This is a genomic window from Streptomyces sp. NPDC046303 (genome assembly GCF_055588085.1).
Genome location: NZ_JBVJFA010000042.1, coordinates 1 through 17,273, shown reverse-complemented (window position 1 = coordinate 17,273; position 17,273 = coordinate 1). Strand labels below are relative to the sequence as shown.

Sequence of the window (17,273 nt, the reverse complement as noted above, 5' to 3'; positions counted from 1 at the left end):
TGGCCGTGTACGAGGCTCTGCATGCCGGGCGGGCCGAGAACGTACGCGCCCCGATCGCCCGTTGACGGAACGGTGACCGTTCCCGTTTGTCAAGCGGATTTATGGGTTCAGGTGTCCGCATACCGACCGTGACACTCCGGAAGGTGAGCTAACAGTCCGTTTCGCACGTGTCTGTCTCCTATCTGTTTGTCCGGATTTCGGGTTTTGGGTATGGGGTGATGTTGTGAAAACGAGACCACTTAAGTGTGGTTTACGGACTAGGCGTCCCCGAGGATGGCTCCATTGAGCTCGGGTCAATGGGTCACGCGCTGTGGGGAGCGCCGACTCACGAGCACACACGATGGGGCCGGAAGTCGCTGTCAGGGGTGTCAGCGGGCGCCGGGCCCTTCACGTATCGACAGTGACTCCTGAGGAGGCAATTACCCATGCGCGGAGCAACGAGCGCCAAGTGGGTCGCGGGTGCCGTCATCGTGGCGATGGCCGCCACGGCATGCAGCACCAGCAAGGACGAGGCCGGCAGCAAGTCCGGTGGAAACATCACCGTGGTGCTCGGCGAGCCGCAGCACGGTCTGGTGGGTCAGAACACCGCCGAGTCCGAGGGCGCTGAGGTTCTCAACGCGCTCTTCGTCGGCCTGGTCGAGTACGACAACAAGACCAACGAGCCGAAGCTCGCGGTCGCCGAGTCCATCGAGACCACGGACTCGAAGGTCTGGACGGTCAAGCTGAAGGACGGCTACACCTTCCACAACGGCGAGAAGGTCGACGCCCAGTCGTTCGTCCGCGCCTGGAACTGGGGTGCCAACCAGGAGAACGCTGCCGAGGGCCTGCCCTTCTTCGACAAGATCGAGGGCTCCGAGGAGCTGGCGCCGGGCAAGGACAAGAAGCCCACGGCCACCGAGCTCAAGGGCCTGAAGGTCGTCGACGAGAAGACCTTCACCGTCACGCTGAAGGCTCCGTTCTCCCAGTTCAAGACGATGCTGGGCTACAACGCCTTCTACCCGCTGCCGAAGGCCTTCGAAGCCGACCCGACGAAGTTCGGCGAGGCCCCGATCGGCAACGGCCCCTTCCAGATGGACGGCGCCTGGGAGCACAACAAGCAGATCAAGATCAAGCGCTACGACAAGTTCGGTGGCGAGAAGGCGAAGCTCGAGGGCGTCACCTTCAAGATCTACGACAACCTGGACACCGCGTACAACGACCTGCGCGCCGACACCATCCAGATCGTCGACAAGCTCCCGATCTCGGCGATGGCCACCGTCTCCCAGGAGTTCGGCGACCGCTACCTCTACAAGCCGGAGTCGGGCGTCGGTTACATCGGCCTCCCGCTGAAGACCAACGCCGAGGCGTTCGGCAAGGTCGAGATCCGCAAGGCGATCTCGATGGCCATCGACCGGGAAGCCATCTCGAAGACCATCTTCAACGGCACCCGCAAGCCGGCCGACGACTTCATCAGCCCCATCATCCCCGGCTACCGCAAGGGCGCCCTGGGTGAGGTCGGTACGTACAACCCGACCAAGGCCAAGGAGCTCTACACCCAGGCGGGCGGCGTCCCCGGCAACAAGCTGGAGCTCGGCTACAACGCCGACGGCGGCCACAAGGAGTGGATCGAGGCCGTCGCCAACCAGCTGAAGGCGAACCTCGGCATCGAGGTCACCGCCAAGCCGTTCACCAAGTTCGGCGACATGCTGACCGAGCTGGGCGACCAGAAGTACAAGGGCGCCTTCCGCATGGCGTGGTCCATGGACTACCCGGCGGCCGAGAACTACCTCCGTCCGATCTTCTCGAAGATCGCGATCGACCACGGCTCCAACTACGGCGCCTACGTCAACGAAGAGTTCGAGACGCTGATGGACCAGGCCGACAAGACCGCCAACGAGGCGGAGGCCATCAAGCTGTACCAGCAGGCCGATGACATCATCATCAAGGACCTGCCGTACATCCCGGTCTTCACCTACATGTCTTCCTCGGCCTACTCCAAGTCCGTGAAGAACGTTGAGATCGACGCCCAGGGCCGCATGGACCTGGCCAAGGTCGAGCTCAACTAACACCCCTCTTCACACCAAGGGGACAACGGGGGCGGGCAGGCGGAATCAGGTTTCCGCCTGCCTGCCCCTTCCCCCTGCTCTTCTGCTGGAGGTCTGATGGGCCGCTACCTCATCCGCCGACTCATACAGGCGATCCCTGTTCTGCTCGGTGCCACTTTCTTGATCTATACGTTGACCTTCCACATGCCCGGAGCCGACCCGATTCAGCTCCTCGCCGGTGACAAGAAGGCCGACCCGCTCGTCGCGGCGATGCTGCGCGAGAAGTACCACCTCGACGACCCGTTCCTGATGCAGTACTGGAACTACATCAGCAACGTCTTCCAGGGCGACCTCGGTGAAACCCTCACCGGACGCAAGGTGAGCGACCTCATCAGCGAAGCGTTCCCGTACACGGTGAACCTCGGCCTCATCGCGTTCGCCATGGAGGCCGTCGTCGGTGTCCTCGCCGGCGTCATGGCCGCCCTGCGCCGCGGGAAGTTCCTCGACCAGCTGGTGCTGCTGTCCACCCTGATGGTCATCTCCATCCCCGTCTTCGTCACCGGCTTCGTGCTGCAGCTGACGCTCGGCGTGGAGCTCAAGGACGCCTGGGGCATCGACTTCTTCCCGGTCTCCTTCAACGAGGCCGACGGCATCCGTGCCTACCTCCTCCCGGCCTTCGTCCTCGCGTCGACCTCGCTGGCCTACGTGGCCCGGCTGACGCGGACCAGCCTGATGGAGACCATGCGCGCGGACTACGTCCGCACCGCGACCGCCAAGGGCCTGCCCCGCCGCCGCGTCGTCGTGCGCCACGCGCTGCGCAACGCGCTCATCCCGATCGTCACCTTCCTCGGCGCCGACCTCGGTGGCCTCATGGGCGGCGCGGTCATCACCGAGCGCATCTTCAACATCCACGGCCTCGGCGGTCTGCTCGCCCAGTCCGTGTACCTCAAGCAGGGCGCCGTCGTCGTCGGCGGTGTGACGCTCCTGGTCCTCATCTACCTCGTCGCCAACCTGCTGGTGGACCTGCTGTACGCCGTGCTCGACCCGAGGATCCGCTATGCGTGACACAACTACGGTGGGGGATGAGTTGACCGACACCCAGACCACCGGAGCCCCCGCCGCGAGCGCCCCGGTCAACAAGGGCAACGGCAAGAAGAAGGACCGCGAGGCCAGCCTCTGGTCCGACGCGATGCGGGACCTGCGCCGCAACCCGATCTTCCTGATCGGTACCATCCTGGTGCTGGGCATGCTGATCCTGTCGGCCGTGCCGCAGTGGTTCACCGACGGCAGCCCGTTCGACGCCACCGCCTGCACCCTGCAGAACTCGCTCAAGACCCCGAGCGCGGACCACTGGTTCGGCTTCGACATCCAGGGTTGCGACGTCTACACGCGTACCGTCTGGGCGGCCCGCAACTCCGTGATCGTCGGCGTCGTCACCACCACGCTGGTGATCCTCGTCGGCGGCGGTCTCGGCCTGCTGGCCGGCTGGCTCGGCGGCATCGTCGACAGCGTCCTGTCCCGCTTCGCCGAGATCTTCTTCGCGCTCCCGCTGCTCCTCGGCGGCATGCTGATCATGTCCGCCCTGCCCGGCAACGCCTGGACGGTCTCCATCGTCCTGGCCACCCTCGGCTGGCCGCAGATCTTCCGCATCATGCGTTCCTCGGTGCTGCAGAACAAGAACAACGACTACGTCATGGCCGCCCGCGCCCTCGGTGCCGGCGCCTGGCGCATCACGATCCGCCACATCCTGCCGAACGCCATCGCCCCCGTCATCGTGGTCGGCGCGATCAGCCTGGGTGTGTACATCTCCGCCGAGGCGGCCCTGTCGTACCTCGGCATCGGCGTCCAGCCCCCGGAGATCTCGTGGGGCCTCATGGTCAGCGACGCCTCCGTCCGCTGGCTGCAGGCTCCGCACGTGCTCCTCTTCCCGGCCGGCGCGCTGAGCATCACGGTGCTCGCGTTCATCATGGTCGGCGACGCGGTGCGCGACGCCCTCGACCCGAAGCTGCGCTGAGGAAGGGCGTACGTTGACCATCATCGACAAGACCTCGAACGTCCCCGCGCCCCGCTCGGCGCCGGAGGGGACCCCCCTGCTCGAAGTGCGCGACCTGCACGTCGAGTTCCACACCCGCGACGGTGTCGCCAAGGCCGTCAACGGCGTCTCGTACTCCGTGAACGCCGGCGAGACCCTCGCCGTCCTCGGCGAGTCCGGCTCCGGCAAGTCCGTGACGGCGCAGGCCATCATGGGCATCCTCGACATGCCCCCCGGCAAGATCCCGTCCGGCGAGATCCTGTTCCAGGGCACCGACCTGCTGAAGCTCCCGGCCGAGGAGTTCCGCAAGGTCCGCGGCCAGAAGATCGCGATGATCTTCCAGGACGCGCTGTCCTCGCTGAACCCGGTGCACACCGTCGGCGCCCAGCTCGGCGAGATGTTCCGCGTCCACCGCGGGATGTCCAAGAAGGACGCCACGGCCAAGGCCGTCGAGCTCATGGACCGGGTGAAGATCCCCGCCGCCAAGGCGCGCGTGGGCGACTACCCGCACCAGTTCTCCGGCGGCATGCGCCAGCGCATCATGATCGCCATGGCGATGGCCCTGGAGCCCGACCTGATCATCGCCGACGAGCCCACCACGGCTCTCGACGTGACGGTCCAGGCCCAGGTCATGGACCTGCTCGCGGAGCTCCAGCGCGAGATGAACATGGGCCTGATCCTGATCACCCACGACCTCGGCGTGGTCGCCGACGTCGCGGACAAGATCGCCGTCATGTACGGCGGCCGGATCGTCGAGAACGCCCCGGTCCACGAGATCTACAAGAACCCGGCGCACCCGTACACCCGCGGCCTGCTGGACTCGATCCCGCGCCTGGACCAGAAGGGCCAGGAGCTCTACGCGATCAAGGGTCTGCCGCCCAACCTGCTCAACATCCCCTCGGGCTGCGCCTTCAACCCGCGCTGCCCCAAGGCGCAGGACATCTGCCGCACCGACGTGCCGGTCCTGCACCGGGTGTCCGCGCAGGACGGCACCGAGCTGCCCGGTCGCAGCAGCGCGTGCCACTTCTGGAAGGAGCAGCTCCATGGCTGAGCTCACCAAGAACGTCACCGAGCGCGAGCCGATCCTCCAGGTCCGCAACCTGGTCAAGCACTTCCCGCTGACCCAGGGCATCCTGTTCAAGAAGCAGGTCGGCGCGGTCAAGGCGGTCGACGGGATCTCCTTCGACCTCTACCAGGGCGAGACCCTCGGCATCGTGGGCGAGTCCGGCTGTGGCAAGTCCACCGTCGCCAAGCTCCTGATGAGCCTGGAGAGCGCCACCTCCGGTGAGGTCTTCTACAAGGGCCAGGACATCACCAAGCTGTCCGGCAGGGCCCTCAAGGCCGTCCGGCGCAACATCCAGATGGTGTTCCAGGACCCGTACACCTCGCTGAACCCCCGCATGACGGTCGGCGACATCATCGGGGAGCCGTACGAGATCCACCCCGAGGTGGCTCCGAAGGGCGACCGGCGCCGCAAGGTCCAGGAACTCCTGGACGTCGTGGGCCTCAACCCCGAGTACATCAACCGCTACCCGCACCAGTTCTCCGGCGGCCAGCGCCAGCGCATCGGCATCGCCCGCGGCCTCGCGCTCAACCCGGAGATCATCATCTGCGACGAGCCGGTCTCCGCGCTCGACGTGTCGGTGCAGGCGCAGGTCATCAACCTGATGGAGAAGCTCCAGGACGAGTTCAACCTGTCCTACGTCTTCATCGCGCACGACCTGTCGATCGTCCGGCACATCTCGGACCGCGTGGGCGTCATGTACCTCGGCAAGATGGCCGAGATCGGCACGGACACGCAGATCTACGACCACCCGACGCACCCCTACACCCAGGCGCTGCTGTCGGCGGTCCCCGTGCCGGACCCCGAGGTCCGCGAGAACCGCGAGCGCATCATCCTCACCGGTGACGTCCCGTCCCCGGCCAACCCGCCGTCGGGCTGCCGCTTCCGCACCCGCTGCTGGAAGGCCCAGGACAAGTGCTCCACCGAGGAGCCGCTGCTGGCGATCCCGGAGCGCTTCAAGGGCCAGGACGTCTTCGCCGCGCACGAGTCGGCGTGCCACTTCGCGGAGGAGAAGGCCGTTCTGGCGGTCTGATCCCCCGTAGCCGCACGGCGTTCAGGGCGCCCGGTACCGGACTCATCCGGTACCGGGCGCCCTGCCGTTTCCCCCCGCGGCGAACCCGCGGCGTTGCTTGCGGCGCCGTCACGGGGGCCTTGCGCCGAAAGGGAGTTGCGCGCGCACGGCGCGCCGCCCGACAGTGGCCGGATGACCGATGAGATGCCCGTCCCGACCGTCCTGAACCACCGCCCCGCAGGACCGGGGGACGCGGCCGACATCTGCGCCCTGCTCAATGCCGTCGACGTGATCGAGATCGGCCGGCCGGAGACGGACCTTGGCAGCGTCGAAGCCGATCTGAACCGCCCCGACATCGACCTGGCCACCGATTCCTGGCTCGCCTTCCACGGCTCGCGGCTCGTCTGCTACGCCCTGGTCTGGGCGGACGGAGAACCGGGCCACGTCTACGGCGACCACTACGTACTGCCCGGCCACAGAGGAGTCGCCCAGCGGCTGCTGGAGCTGATGGAGATCCGGGCCCGCGAGCTGGCCGCGGGGGCGGACCAGGCCTGGCTGCGGCTCCAGCTCAACATCCAACCCACCCTCGACCTCTCCCTCCTCACCGGCCGCGGCTACCGCTCCGTACGCCGCTACCAGGTCATGACCCGCGCCGTGCACCCCGCGACCGACCTCCCCCCGGCCCCGCCGCAGGGGCTCACCCTGCGCGACTGCTCCGCCGACGAGGCCGACCGCCGCCGGGCCCACACCCTGGTCGAGGAGACCTTCGCCGCGCACTTCGGCCATGTGGAGCGCGCGTACGAGCCCTGGCTCGACCACTTGGACGCGCGCGACCTCGACTGGTCCCTGGTGTGGATCGCCTCCCTGCCCGGCGAGGGGGACGTGGCCGTGCTGCTCTCCCGGGACGACCGTACGAGCATGGGCTGGCTCAGCCACATCGGCGTACGGGAGCACCTGCGCGGCCGCGGCATCGGCGGCTTCCTGCTCCGCCACGGCTTCGCCGCGTACGCGGCGCGCGGCCGGGACACCGTGGGCCTCGGCGTGGACGTCCACAACGAAACCGGCGCACTCGCTCTTTACGAGGCGCACGGCATGGGCCTGCACTACGCGGTCGACACCTGGGAGCTGCCTTTGCACCCCCAGGGGTGACAGGCGGGGGACGCGCGGGTGCAATCGGTCGAACCACGGGTGTGCGGGACCCCACATAGGGTGACATTGGCCCCTAAGTGAGTCTGGGATCCCTAGGAGGCACTCCATGCGCGGAGCCACCCACGCCCAGTGGGCCGCATGTGCGATGGCCGTCGCCCTCGCGGCGACGGCCTGCGGCGGCGGAAGCGACGGCGGCGGAGGTGGTGGCGAAGGCGCCGGAATCATCAGCTCCTCGTGGGGTGACCCGCAGAACCCGCTGGAGCCCGCCAACACCAACGAGGTGCAGGGCGGCAAGGTCCTGGACATGCTCTTCCGCGGTCTCAAGCGCTACGACCCGAAGACCGGCGAGGCGCTGAACTTCCTCGCCGAGAAGATCGAGACCACCGACAGCCAGAACTTCACGATCACCCTGAAGGACGGCTGGAAGTTCAGCAACGAAGAGCCCGTCACCGCCCAGTCCTTCGTGGACGCCTGGAACTACGCGGCGGACGTGCGCAACAAGCAGAACAACGCGCCGTTCTTCTCGGACATCGTCGGCTACGAGGACCTGCACCCGGCCTCCGGCGACCCCAAGGCCAAGACGATGAAGGGCCTGGTCGTCAAGGACGCCAAGACCTTCACCGTCGCCCTGAAGGAGAAGTTCTCCACCTGGCCGGAGACCCTCGGCTACCAGGCCTTCTCCCCGCTGCCCAAGGCCTTCTTCACCGACCACAGCGCCTGGCTCGCCAAGCCCGTCGGCAACGGCCCGTACACGGTGGACTCGTACACCAAGGGCACCGCCATGAAGCTGCGCAAGTGGGACGGCTACCCCGGCGAGGACAAGGCGCAGAACGGCGGCGTGGACCTCAAGGTCTACACGGACAACAACACCGCCTACACCGACCTGATCTCCGGCAACCTCGACCTCGTCGACGACGTCCCGGCGCAGCAGCTGAAGAACGTCGCGAACGACCTCGGCGACCGCTACATCAACCAGCCGGCCCTGATCATCCAGACCCTCACCTTCCCGCTGTACGACCCGCGGTGGAGCAAGGAGGGCATGGAGAAGGTCCGCCGCGGCATCTCCATGGCGATCAACCGCGACGAGATCACCAAGCAGATCTTCCGCGACACCCGCACCCCCGCCAAGGACTGGACCTCCCCGGCCCTCGGCGACAAGGGCGGTTTCAAGGACACCGCCTGCGGCGACGCCTGCACCTTCGACCCCGCCGAGGCGAAGAAGCTCATCCAGGAGGGCGGCGGACTGCCCGGGGGCAAGGTCACCCTGACCTCCAACGTGGACACCGGCTCGCACCGCGACTGGATGGACGCCGTCTGCAACAGCATCAACAACGCCCTGGGCGAGGGCCCCGTTTGCACGGTCAACCCCGTCGGCACCTTCGCCGACTTCCGCAACCAGCAGAGCAGCTTCAAGCTGACCGGCCCCTTCCGCTCCGGCTGGCAGGCCGACTACCCGCTGATCCAGAACTTCCTGGAGCCGCTGTACTACACCGGCGCCTCCTCCAACTACGGCAAGTTCAGCAACCCGGAGTTCGACAAGCTCGTCGACCAGGCCAACCAGGAGAGCGACGCCGCCAAGGCCACCGCCACCTTCCAGGACGCCGAGAAGATCCTCGCCGACCAGATGCCGTCCATCCCGCTCTGGTACCAGAACGGCAGCGCAGGGCACTCCGAGCGGATCTCGGACGTGGCCCTCAACCAGTTCAGCGTGCCGGTCTACGACCAGATCAAGGTCAGCTGACCCACCGACGGATCGATCCTGGAGCAGTCCATGGGACGTTATGTGATCCGGCGGCTGCTCCAGATGATCCCCGTGTTCATCGGCAGCACCTTCCTGATCTTCTTCATGGTGTACGCGCTCGGCGACCCGGTCGCCGCCCTCTTCGGCGACAAGGCGCCCGACCCGGCCACCGCCGCGCGCATCCGCAAGGACCTCTACCTCGACCGCCCCCTGTGGGAGCAGTACCTCCACTACATGGGCCAGATCTTCAAGGGCGACTTCGGCACCGCCTTCAACGGCCAGAAGGTCACCGAGCTCATGGCGACGGCCTTCCCCGTCACCCTGCGGCTGACCATCGTCGCGATCCTCATCGAGATCGTCGTCGGCATCACCCTCGGCGTGGTCAGCGGACTGCGCCGGGGCAAGACCATCGACACCTCCGTCCTCGTGATGACCCTCGTCGTCATCTCGGTGCCCACCTTCGTGACGGGCTACCTGCTCCAGTTCCTCTTCGGCGTCACATGGGGCTGGGTCCGGCCCACCGTCTCCCCGGACGCCCCCTTCGACGAGCTGATCCTGCCCGGCGTCGTCCTCGCCCTCGTCTCGCTCGCGTACGTGACCCGGCTTTCGCGCACCTCCATCGCCGAGAACGTCAAGGCCGACTACGTCCGCACCGCCGTCGCCAAGGGCCTGCCGCGCCGCCGGGTCATCACCCGCCACCTGCTGCGCAACTCGCTGATCCCGGTGGTCACCTTCATCGGCACCGACATCGGCGCGCTGATGGGCGGCGCCATCGTCACCGAGCGGATCTTCAACATCCACGGCGTCGGCTACCAGCTCTACCAGGGCATCCTGCGCAACAACGCCCCCACCGTGGTCGGCTTCGTGACCATCCTCGTCATCGTCTTCCTGCTGGCGAACCTGCTCGTCGACCTGCTCTACGCGGTCCTGGACCCGAGGATCCGTTATGCCTGAGCCCGAGCGTCCCGAGCGTCCCGAGCGTCCCGAGCGTTCCGAGCGCCCCGAGGGCTACGACCCCGTGGGCCCCCGCCCGCGCGAGGCGATGTCCCCCACCGGCCAGGGCGGAGCCATGGACCTCGCCCTGGAAGAGGGCGAAAGCCTCGAGAAGCCCCTCGCCCCGCCCGCCGGCGGGCCCGGCCCCGCCGAGAAGGCCCGCTCGCTGTGGTCCGACGCCTGGCACCAGCTGCGCCGCAACCCCGTCTTCCTCCTCTCCGCCCTGCTGATCCTCTTCCTCGTGCTCATCGCGATCTGGCCCCAGCTCATCGCCGGCGGCGACCCCCTCCGGTGCGACCTGTCCAAGTCCCAGCAGGGCTCTTCCCCCGGCCACCCCTTCGGCTACGACACCCAGGGCTGCGACGTGTACACCCGCACCGTCCACGGCGCCCGCGCCTCCATCACCGTCGGCGTGTGCGCCACCCTCGGCGCCGCCCTGCTCGGCTCCGCGCTCGGCGGGCTCGCCGGCTTCTTCGGCGGCTGGTGGGACGCGCTGCTCTCGCGGGTCGCGGACATCTTCTTCGGCATCCCGGTGATCCTCGGCGGCCTGGTCTTCCTGTCCGTCGTCACCAGCACCACCGTCTGGCCCGTGGTCGGCTTCATCGTGCTGCTCGGCTGGCCGCAGCTCGCCCGCATCGCCCGCGGCTCGGTGATCACCGCCAAACAGAACGACTACGTCCAGGCCGCCCGCGCGCTCGGCGCCGGCAACGGCCGGATGCTGCTGCGGCACGTGGCGCCCAACGCCGTCGCGCCCGTCATCGTCGTCGCCACCATCGCGCTCGGCACCTACATCGCCCTGGAAGCCACCCTGTCCTTCCTCGGCGTCGGCCTGCGCCCGCCCACCGTCTCCTGGGGCATCGACATCTCCAACGCGGCCTCGCAGATCCGCAACGCCCCGCACATGCTGCTCTACCCGGCGGGCGCGCTCAGCCTGACCGTGCTCGCCTTCATCATGCTCGGCGACGCGGTGCGCGACGCCCTCGACCCCAAGCTGCGCTGAGGAGCCCCGCACATGCTGCTCGAAGTCCGCGACCTGCACGTGGAATTCACGACGCGCGACGGAGTCGCGAAGGCGGTCAACGGCGTCGACTACTCGGTGGACGAGGGGGAGACGCTCGCCGTGCTCGGCGAATCGGGCTCCGGCAAGTCGGTGACCGCCCAGGCCGTGATGGGCATCCTGGACATGCCGCCGGGCCGGATCGCGGGCGGCGAGATCCTCTTCAAGGGCCAGGACCTGCTGAAGATGAAGGAGGAGGACCGGCGGAAGATCCGCGGCGCCGACATGGCGATGATCTTCCAAGACGCCCTGTCCTCCCTCAACCCCGTGCTCAGCGTGGGCGCGCAGCTCGCCGAGATGTACGAGGTCCACCGAGGGATGTCCCGCAAGGACGCCAGGGGCAAGGCCGTCGAACTGATGGACCGGGTGAAGATCCCGGCCGCCAAGCAGCGCGTGGGGGACTACCCGCACCAGTTCTCCGGGGGCATGCGCCAGCGCATCATGATCGCGATGGCGCTGGCCCTGGAACCCTCGCTGATCATCGCGGACGAGCCGACCACCGCCCTGGACGTCACCGTCCAGGCCCAGGTGATGGACCTGCTGGCCGAGCTCCAGAGGGAGCTCAACATGGGCCTCATCCTGATCACCCACGACCTGGGCGTGGTCGCCGACGTCGCCGACAAGATCGCCGTCATGTACGCGGGCCGGATCGTCGAGGCGGCCCCGGTCCACGAGATCTACAAGGCGCCCGCCCATCCGTACACCCGCGGCCTGCTGGACTCCATCCCGCGCCTGGACCAGAAGGGCCAGGAGCTGTACGCCATCAAGGGCCTGCCCCCCAACCTGCTGGCCATTCCGCCCGGTTGCGCGTTCAACCCGCGCTGCCCGCTGGCCCGGGACGTCTGCCGGGCCGAGGTCCCGCCGCTGGCACAGGTCGCCGAGGACCGCACCAGCGCCTGCTTCTTCTGGACGGAGTGCCTCCATGCCTGAGTCCCTTCTGGAAGTGAAGGACCTGGTCAAGCACTACCCGCTGACCCAGGGCATCCTGTTCAAGAAGCAGGTCGGCGCGGTCAAGGCCGTCGACGGGGTCTCCTTCGAGCTGCGCGCGGGCGAGACCCTCGGCATCGTCGGCGAGTCCGGCTGCGGGAAATCGACCGTGGCCAAGATGCTGGTCAATCTCGAGCGGCCGACGGCCGGCGCGATCTCGTACAAGGGCGAGGACATCACCAAGCTGTCCGGCAGGGCCCTCAAGGCCGTCCGGCGCAACATCCAGATGGTGTTCCAGGACCCGTACACCTCGCTGAACCCGCGCATGACGGTCGGCGACATCATCGGGGAGCCGTACGAGATCCACCCGGAGGTGGCTCCGAAGGGCGACCGGCGCCGCAAGGTCCAGGAACTCCTGGACGTGGTCGGGCTGAACCCCGAGTACATCCACCGCTACCCGCACCAGTTCTCCGGCGGCCAGCGCCAGCGCATCGGCATCGCCCGCGGCCTGGCCCTCCAGCCCGAGATCATCGTCGCCGACGAGCCGGTCTCCGCGCTCGACGTCTCCGTCCAGGCCCAGGTGATCAACCTCCTGGAGCGGCTTCAGGACGAGTTCGACCTGTCGTACGTGTTCATCGCGCACGACCTGTCGATCGTGCGGCACATCTCCGACCGGGTCGGCGTCATGTACCTGGGCCGCATCGTGGAGATCGGCTCCGACACCCAGATCTACGAGCACCCGACCCACCCGTACACCCAGGCCCTGCTGTCCGCGGTCCCGGTGCCCGACCCGGAGGCCCGGGCCCGCCGCGAGCGCATCATCCTCTCCGGCGACGTGCCCTCACCGGCCAACCCGCCCTCGGGCTGCCGCTTCCGCACCCGCTGCTGGAAGGCCCAGGAGAAGTGCACCCTGGAGGTTCCGCTGCTGGCGGTCCCCGCGGTCTTCCCCTCCGGTCCGGCGGCGCACCCGTCGGCCTGTCACTTCGCCGCGGAGAAGCACGTGGTCCCCTCGGCCCCGGAGGAAGCCGGCCCGGAGCGTCCCGCTCCTTGAACAGCCCCTCCCTCGCGGCCGACTATTTCCGGCCACCCCGCATATCCCACGCCACGACGGCCGCCTCATCGCCAACACCGTTTACACGCGGGCAACTTGACCGTTTCTGCCCCGAGATCTGGGGCGTGCAGCCTGGGCGGTGTGCGGCCGTGCGGGTGCCGACAGCCGGCCGGAGGGGCGTACACCCCTTCGGCCGGCCACGCGTGTGCCCCCGAACGTGCGCGCCATGCGCCCCTCGTGCTGCCGGAATTCGATCGATGCGCTGGTACGGAAAGTTATGATCCGTAGCGCACGGTGGGTATGAGTCCCGCCGAGCACTGATACGCGTACCGATGTCCGCTCGACGTGGAGGTGAAACGCCGTGGCACTCTCGATCTCGGCCGTGGTGCTGCTGGCGATCGTCGTATTCCTGCTGGTCCGAAGGTCGGGCCTGAAGGCGGGACACGCGGTGGTCTGTGTGCTCCTCGGTTTCTACCTGGCGAGTTCCACCATCGCCCCGACCCTCAGCCAGCTCACTTCGAACGTGGCCAGCATGATCAGTGGCCTCAAGTTCTGAGCCGTGCCTCGTAGGCTAGGGCCATGAACGGTCTTCCCGCCCGTCGGCTGCTCCTCGTGCACGCGCACCCGGACGACGAGTCGATCAACAACGGCGTCACCATGGCCAAGTACGCGGCCGAGGGGGCCCACGTCACCCTGGTGACCTGCACCCTCGGCGAGGAGGGCGAGGTCATCCCGCCCGGTCTCGCCCACCTGGCGGCCGACCGCGAGGACATGCTCGGCGCCCACCGGGTCGGCGAACTCGCCGCCGCCATGGCCGAACTGGGCGTCACCGACCACCGGTTCCTCGGCGGCGCCGGCCGCTACCGGGACTCCGGGATGATGGGCGCCCCGCAGAACCGCCGCCCCGAGGCCTTCTGGTCCGCCGACGTGGACGAGGCCGCCGCCCACCTCGTGGAGGTGATCCGGGAGGTACGGCCCCAGGTGCTGGTCACCTACGATCCGCACGGCGGCTACGGCCACCCCGACCACATCCAGGCCCACCGCGTCGCCATGCGCGGCGCCGAGTTGGCCGCGGAGGGCGCGTACCGGCGCGACCTGGGCGAGCCGCACGCGGTCGGGAAGATCTACTGGAACCGCGTCCCCCGCTCGGTGGTCGAGGAGGGCTTCGCCGCACTGCGCGCGGCCACCGGCTCCGAGGTGCCCTTCCCGGGACTGGCCTCGCCCGAGGACGTGCCGGGGGTCGTGCCCGACGAGAAGATCACCGCCGAGATCGAGGCCGCCGAAGAGCTCGTGGCGGCCAAGGCGGCCGCCATGCGGGCCCACGCCACCCAGATCGCCGTGGACGGGCCCTTCTTCGCCCTCTCCAACGACCTGGCGCAGCCGCTGTTCGCCCGCGAGTACTACGAACTCGTCGCCGGACGGCCGGGCGTACCGGCGGGCGAGCGCGAGCGCGACCTGTTCGCGGGAGTGGCCTCGTGACCGGGACGCCGACCCCGGCCCGGATCGCCGGCTGCCTGGGCCTGCTGGTGCTGGGCGCGCTGACCGGCGCGGCCGGCTGGCTGGTGGTCGACCTGTGGTTCCCCGGCGGCCTGTTGCTCGCCGTGCTGGCGGCCTTCGGGCTCTTCCTCGGCGGCCGGATCGCGCTCGGCACCGGACTCGGCGTGGGCGGGGCCGCCTTCGGCTGGTTCCTGGCGTACGTGCTGCTCGGTTTCCCGCGTCCCGAGGGCGACTTCCTGCTCAGTTCGTCCGGAATCGGCATGTACGTCTACCTTTTGGGTGGAACGGTCTTCGCTGTGATGTGCGCCACGATGCGCGGTCCGCTGGACCGGCCGGTTTCGGCCGCGCGTCCTGCCAAGTGACGTGGTGTCGGACTCCGTAGAGGTGGCCGGTCCCCGTGCTGCGCGGGGCCTCGAGGGCGGCTTCAGGGGGGTTTGGCGGGAGCTATGAGGAACCCCTGATTCCTGGTGGTCAGTTGCGCGAGGGCGGCGGCCAGTATGGTGGACGGGCCGCCGAGCTGCCCGCGCACGGTATGACGGGCGGCGGAGCCAACCGGGAGAACCTGCCTTGAGTCGTGAAACCGACAGTTCGTCCTCCGGGCCCACAGGGCGCGGTGGAGCCGCCTACCCCTCGGGTACACCGCCGTACGGAACCGGCCAGTACCCGTCCACGGCTGTGCCTGCTGGGCCTGGCGCGTCGACTGCCCCGGAGGAGAACCCTGTGACCTCGAAGCCGTCCACGCCCGACTCGGACGGGCCCAAGACCGAGACCACCCTGACGACCCGGATCCGGATCAACATCCCGGGTTCGCGGCCGATCCCGCCGGTGGTCGTCCGCAAGGCGATGGGCCCTGCCGGCGACGCGGCCGAGGCCGCGCCGCCGGCAGGGCCGCAGGCGCCCCAGCCGGCGCCGGGCCGGGAGGCCGCGCCGCCGCTCGCCCAGCGGCCGCAGCCCGTGCCGACCCGGATCGAAGCCGAGCGGGAGCCCGACGGGCGGCCGGCGCCCGCGCCCGCAGCCCAGGCCCCGGCGCCGGCCGAGGAGCCCGCCAGCAACTGGTTCGCTCCGCGCAAGGCGCCCGCCCCCGCCCCGGCTACCGCCCCGGCGCCCACGCCGCCGCCCGGGACCGCCGCCGGGCGCGCACCGGCCCCGGCCCCGGCCCCGCACCAGGCGTCGTCTGCGGCTCCGCGTCCCGCCCCGGCCCCCGCTCCGGGGACCACCCCGCCGCCTCCGGCCGGGCCGGGCGCCGGTTACCCGCCGCTGCCCGTACGCACCCAGGCCGCGCCCGCGCCCGACGCGGGCTTCGCACCGCCGCGGACCCCGCCCCCGCCGGTCGCGGACTACGGCCCGCTCACGGCCGGCCCCCGCGCGCCCGGCGGCCCCGGCGCCCCCGGCGCCGGGTCGGCCCAGGGCCAGGGCTTCCCGGCGTACCCCGGCGACCGGGACGACACCGGCCCGGTCACCGAGGCGTTCCCCGCCTACGGCAGCCAGGGCGACGGCATCCCGGCCGGTCCCACCGCGGGCCCCGGGTACGGGAGCGGCCCCGTCGGCGGCCCCGGCGGCGCGGAGGCCCCGCGCTGGCCCGGCCCCGAGGTGGACCCGTCGTCGGCGCCCACCCCGGTACCGGCCCCCGCGCCCGCCGCCCCGCGCCCGGCGCCCGCGCAGCAGAAGGCGGGCGCCAAGGCCGCGAAGCCCGCCAAGAAGGGCCGCTCCAAGCTGGTCCTGCTCGGCGGCGGCATCGTGGTCCTGTTCGGCGTGGCCTACGGCGCCGGGCTGCTCCTGAACCACTCCGACGTCCCCAAGGGCACCACCGTCCTCAGCGTCGACATCAGCGGCAGCCGCGACGAGGCCGTGGCCAAGCTCCAGACGGCCTTCGGCACCCGCGCCGCCGCCCCGCTCCAGCTCAGCGTCGGCGGCAAGCAGGTCGAGCTGAAGCCCGAGAAGGCCGGCCTGACCCTGGACAGCCAGACCACCGTCCGCAACGCCGCGGGCAGCGACTACAACCCGATCACCGTCATCGGCTCCCTCCTGGGCAACGAGCGCAAGGCCGACCCCGTGATGCCGGTCGACGAGGAGAAGCTCCAGGTCGCGCTCCAGGAGCTCGCGGGCACCGCCGGAACGGTCACCGAGGGCACGATCAAGTTCGACACCGGCAAGGCCGTGGCCGTCCCCGGCACCCCCGGGACCACCCTCGACGTGGACGCCTCCGTGGACAAGGTCACCCAGGCCTTCCGCGACATGGTCGCCACCGGCAACGCGGCCGTGGCCGAACTGCCCGTGACCACCAAGGCGCCGGTCATCGACGAGGCCGAACTCAACCGGGCGATGAAGGAGTTCGCCGAACCGGCGATGTCCGCCAACGCCACGGTCAAGATCGGCAGCAAGTCCATCGCCTTCGGCGCCAAGTCCCTGCCCAAGATCCTGAGCATGCAGGCCGTCGACGGCCACCTCGTCGAGAAGTTCGACCTGGAGGCCCTCAAGGAGACCTACGGGAACACCTTCGACGGCATCACGATCACCCGGGGCACCGGCGACAAGACCGCCGTCACCCCGCAGGACGTGGCCGGCGCCCTCGGCAAGGCCCTGCGCGGCAAGACCACGGCCGAACGGACCGTGGTCGTCGACACCAACGCCACCTAGACGAGTAAGTCCGAAGTCTTCGTCAGTGGTCGTAGGCGATGAGTGATCGTGTGATGGCTGTGCCGTTGGCCCGGTTGTGCCAGATCGCTG

15 protein-coding genes are annotated in these 17,273 nt (G+C 69.3%); all 15 read left to right on the top strand.

The window, feature by feature from the left end:
* The first annotated feature begins 425 nt into the window (after positions 1 to 425).
* The 15 genes from ACZ6I1_RS30760 (at position 426) to ACZ6I1_RS30690 (ending at position 17,183) form a co-directional block, all read left to right on the top strand.
* Positions 426 to 2,045, top strand: coding sequence for a peptide ABC transporter substrate-binding protein (locus ACZ6I1_RS30760; RefSeq protein ID WP_469292174.1), 1,620 nt, complete (start codon positions 426 to 428; stop codon positions 2,043 to 2,045).
* A 96-nt stretch (positions 2,046 to 2,141) separates the two neighbouring features.
* Positions 2,142 to 3,089, top strand: coding sequence for an ABC transporter permease (locus ACZ6I1_RS30755; RefSeq protein ID WP_469292173.1), 948 nt, complete (start codon positions 2,142 to 2,144; stop codon positions 3,087 to 3,089).
* Positions 3,082 to 4,038, top strand: a complete 957-nt coding sequence (locus ACZ6I1_RS30750; protein WP_469292172.1) for an ABC transporter permease — start codon at positions 3,082 to 3,084, stop codon at positions 4,036 to 4,038. Before ACZ6I1_RS30755 ends, ACZ6I1_RS30750 begins: the two co-directional genes overlap by 8 nt.
* Positions 4,039 to 4,051: 13 nt before the next feature.
* The gene (locus ACZ6I1_RS30745) at positions 4,052 to 5,107 is read left to right on the top strand and encodes an ABC transporter ATP-binding protein (protein WP_469292171.1); all 1,056 of its coding nucleotides are present in this window, start codon (positions 4,052 to 4,054) and stop codon (positions 5,105 to 5,107) included.
* Positions 5,100 to 6,152 carry an ABC transporter ATP-binding protein gene (locus ACZ6I1_RS30740; protein ID WP_469292170.1) on the top strand — a complete coding sequence of 351 codons (1,053 nt, stop codon included), beginning with the start codon at positions 5,100 to 5,102 and terminating at the stop codon, positions 6,150 to 6,152. The genes ACZ6I1_RS30745 and ACZ6I1_RS30740 overlap by 8 nt, the downstream gene beginning before the upstream one ends.
* A gap of 171 nt (positions 6,153 to 6,323) precedes the next feature.
* Complete coding sequence (locus tag ACZ6I1_RS30735) at positions 6,324 to 7,280, top strand: GNAT family N-acetyltransferase (protein ID WP_469292169.1); 957 nt, start codon at positions 6,324 to 6,326, stop codon at positions 7,278 to 7,280.
* 106 nt (positions 7,281 to 7,386) lie between these two features.
* On the top strand, positions 7,387 to 9,021 hold the full coding sequence (locus ACZ6I1_RS30730) for a peptide ABC transporter substrate-binding protein (protein ID WP_469292168.1): 1,635 nt from the start codon (positions 7,387 to 7,389) through the stop codon (positions 9,019 to 9,021).
* A 30-nt stretch (positions 9,022 to 9,051) separates the two neighbouring features.
* The gene (locus tag ACZ6I1_RS30725) at positions 9,052 to 9,975 is read left to right on the top strand and encodes an ABC transporter permease (protein ID WP_469292167.1); all 924 of its coding nucleotides are present in this window, start codon (positions 9,052 to 9,054) and stop codon (positions 9,973 to 9,975) included.
* On the top strand, positions 9,968 to 11,014 hold the full coding sequence (locus ACZ6I1_RS30720) for an ABC transporter permease (RefSeq protein ID WP_469292166.1): 1,047 nt from the start codon (positions 9,968 to 9,970) through the stop codon (positions 11,012 to 11,014). Before ACZ6I1_RS30725 ends, ACZ6I1_RS30720 begins: the two co-directional genes overlap by 8 nt.
* A 12-nt stretch (positions 11,015 to 11,026) precedes the next feature.
* The gene (locus tag ACZ6I1_RS30715) at positions 11,027 to 12,001 is read left to right on the top strand and encodes an ABC transporter ATP-binding protein (protein ID WP_469292165.1); all 975 of its coding nucleotides are present in this window, start codon (positions 11,027 to 11,029) and stop codon (positions 11,999 to 12,001) included.
* Entirely contained in the window at positions 11,994 to 13,049 is a 1,056-nt protein-coding gene (locus ACZ6I1_RS30710; protein WP_469292164.1) for an ABC transporter ATP-binding protein, read from the top strand. The genes ACZ6I1_RS30715 and ACZ6I1_RS30710 overlap by 8 nt, the downstream gene beginning before the upstream one ends.
* Before the next feature lie 361 nt (positions 13,050 to 13,410).
* Complete coding sequence (locus ACZ6I1_RS30705; protein WP_053677094.1) at positions 13,411 to 13,605, top strand: hypothetical protein; 195 nt, start codon at positions 13,411 to 13,413, stop codon at positions 13,603 to 13,605.
* Positions 13,606 to 13,628: 23 nt separating this feature from the next.
* The gene (mshB, locus tag ACZ6I1_RS30700) at positions 13,629 to 14,528 is read left to right on the top strand and encodes an N-acetyl-1-D-myo-inositol-2-amino-2-deoxy-alpha-D-glucopyranoside deacetylase (RefSeq protein ID WP_469292163.1); all 900 of its coding nucleotides are present in this window, start codon (positions 13,629 to 13,631) and stop codon (positions 14,526 to 14,528) included.
* Positions 14,525 to 14,908: a DUF6113 family protein gene (locus ACZ6I1_RS30695; RefSeq protein WP_469292162.1), complete on the top strand. Its 384-nt coding sequence runs from the start codon at positions 14,525 to 14,527 to the stop codon at positions 14,906 to 14,908. Before mshB ends, ACZ6I1_RS30695 begins: the two co-directional genes overlap by 4 nt.
* A 205-nt stretch (positions 14,909 to 15,113) precedes the next feature.
* Positions 15,114 to 17,183, top strand: a complete 2,070-nt coding sequence (locus ACZ6I1_RS30690) for a peptidoglycan binding domain-containing protein (protein WP_469292161.1) — start codon at positions 15,114 to 15,116, stop codon at positions 17,181 to 17,183.
* Positions 17,184 to 17,273: the final 90 nt, after the last annotated feature.

Coding starts and splice junctions, on each gene's coding strand:
- ACZ6I1_RS30760 (WP_469292174.1), top strand. CDS start 426: ATGCGCGGAGCAACGAGCGCCAAGTGGGTCGCGGGTGCCGTCATCGTG.
- ACZ6I1_RS30715 (WP_469292165.1), top strand. CDS start 11,027: ATGCTGCTCGAAGTCCGCGACCTGCACGTGGAATTCACGACGCGCGAC.
- ACZ6I1_RS30755 (WP_469292173.1), top strand. CDS start 2,142: ATGGGCCGCTACCTCATCCGCCGACTCATACAGGCGATCCCTGTTCTG.
- ACZ6I1_RS30740 (WP_469292170.1), top strand. CDS start 5,100: ATGGCTGAGCTCACCAAGAACGTCACCGAGCGCGAGCCGATCCTCCAG.
- ACZ6I1_RS30750 (WP_469292172.1), top strand. CDS start 3,082: ATGCGTGACACAACTACGGTGGGGGATGAGTTGACCGACACCCAGACC.
- ACZ6I1_RS30730 (WP_469292168.1), top strand. CDS start 7,387: ATGCGCGGAGCCACCCACGCCCAGTGGGCCGCATGTGCGATGGCCGTC.
- ACZ6I1_RS30710 (WP_469292164.1), top strand. CDS start 11,994: ATGCCTGAGTCCCTTCTGGAAGTGAAGGACCTGGTCAAGCACTACCCG.
- ACZ6I1_RS30725 (WP_469292167.1), top strand. CDS start 9,052: ATGGGACGTTATGTGATCCGGCGGCTGCTCCAGATGATCCCCGTGTTC.
- mshB (WP_469292163.1), top strand. CDS start 13,629: ATGAACGGTCTTCCCGCCCGTCGGCTGCTCCTCGTGCACGCGCACCCG.
- ACZ6I1_RS30735 (WP_469292169.1), top strand. CDS start 6,324: ATGACCGATGAGATGCCCGTCCCGACCGTCCTGAACCACCGCCCCGCA.
- ACZ6I1_RS30720 (WP_469292166.1), top strand. CDS start 9,968: ATGCCTGAGCCCGAGCGTCCCGAGCGTCCCGAGCGTCCCGAGCGTTCC.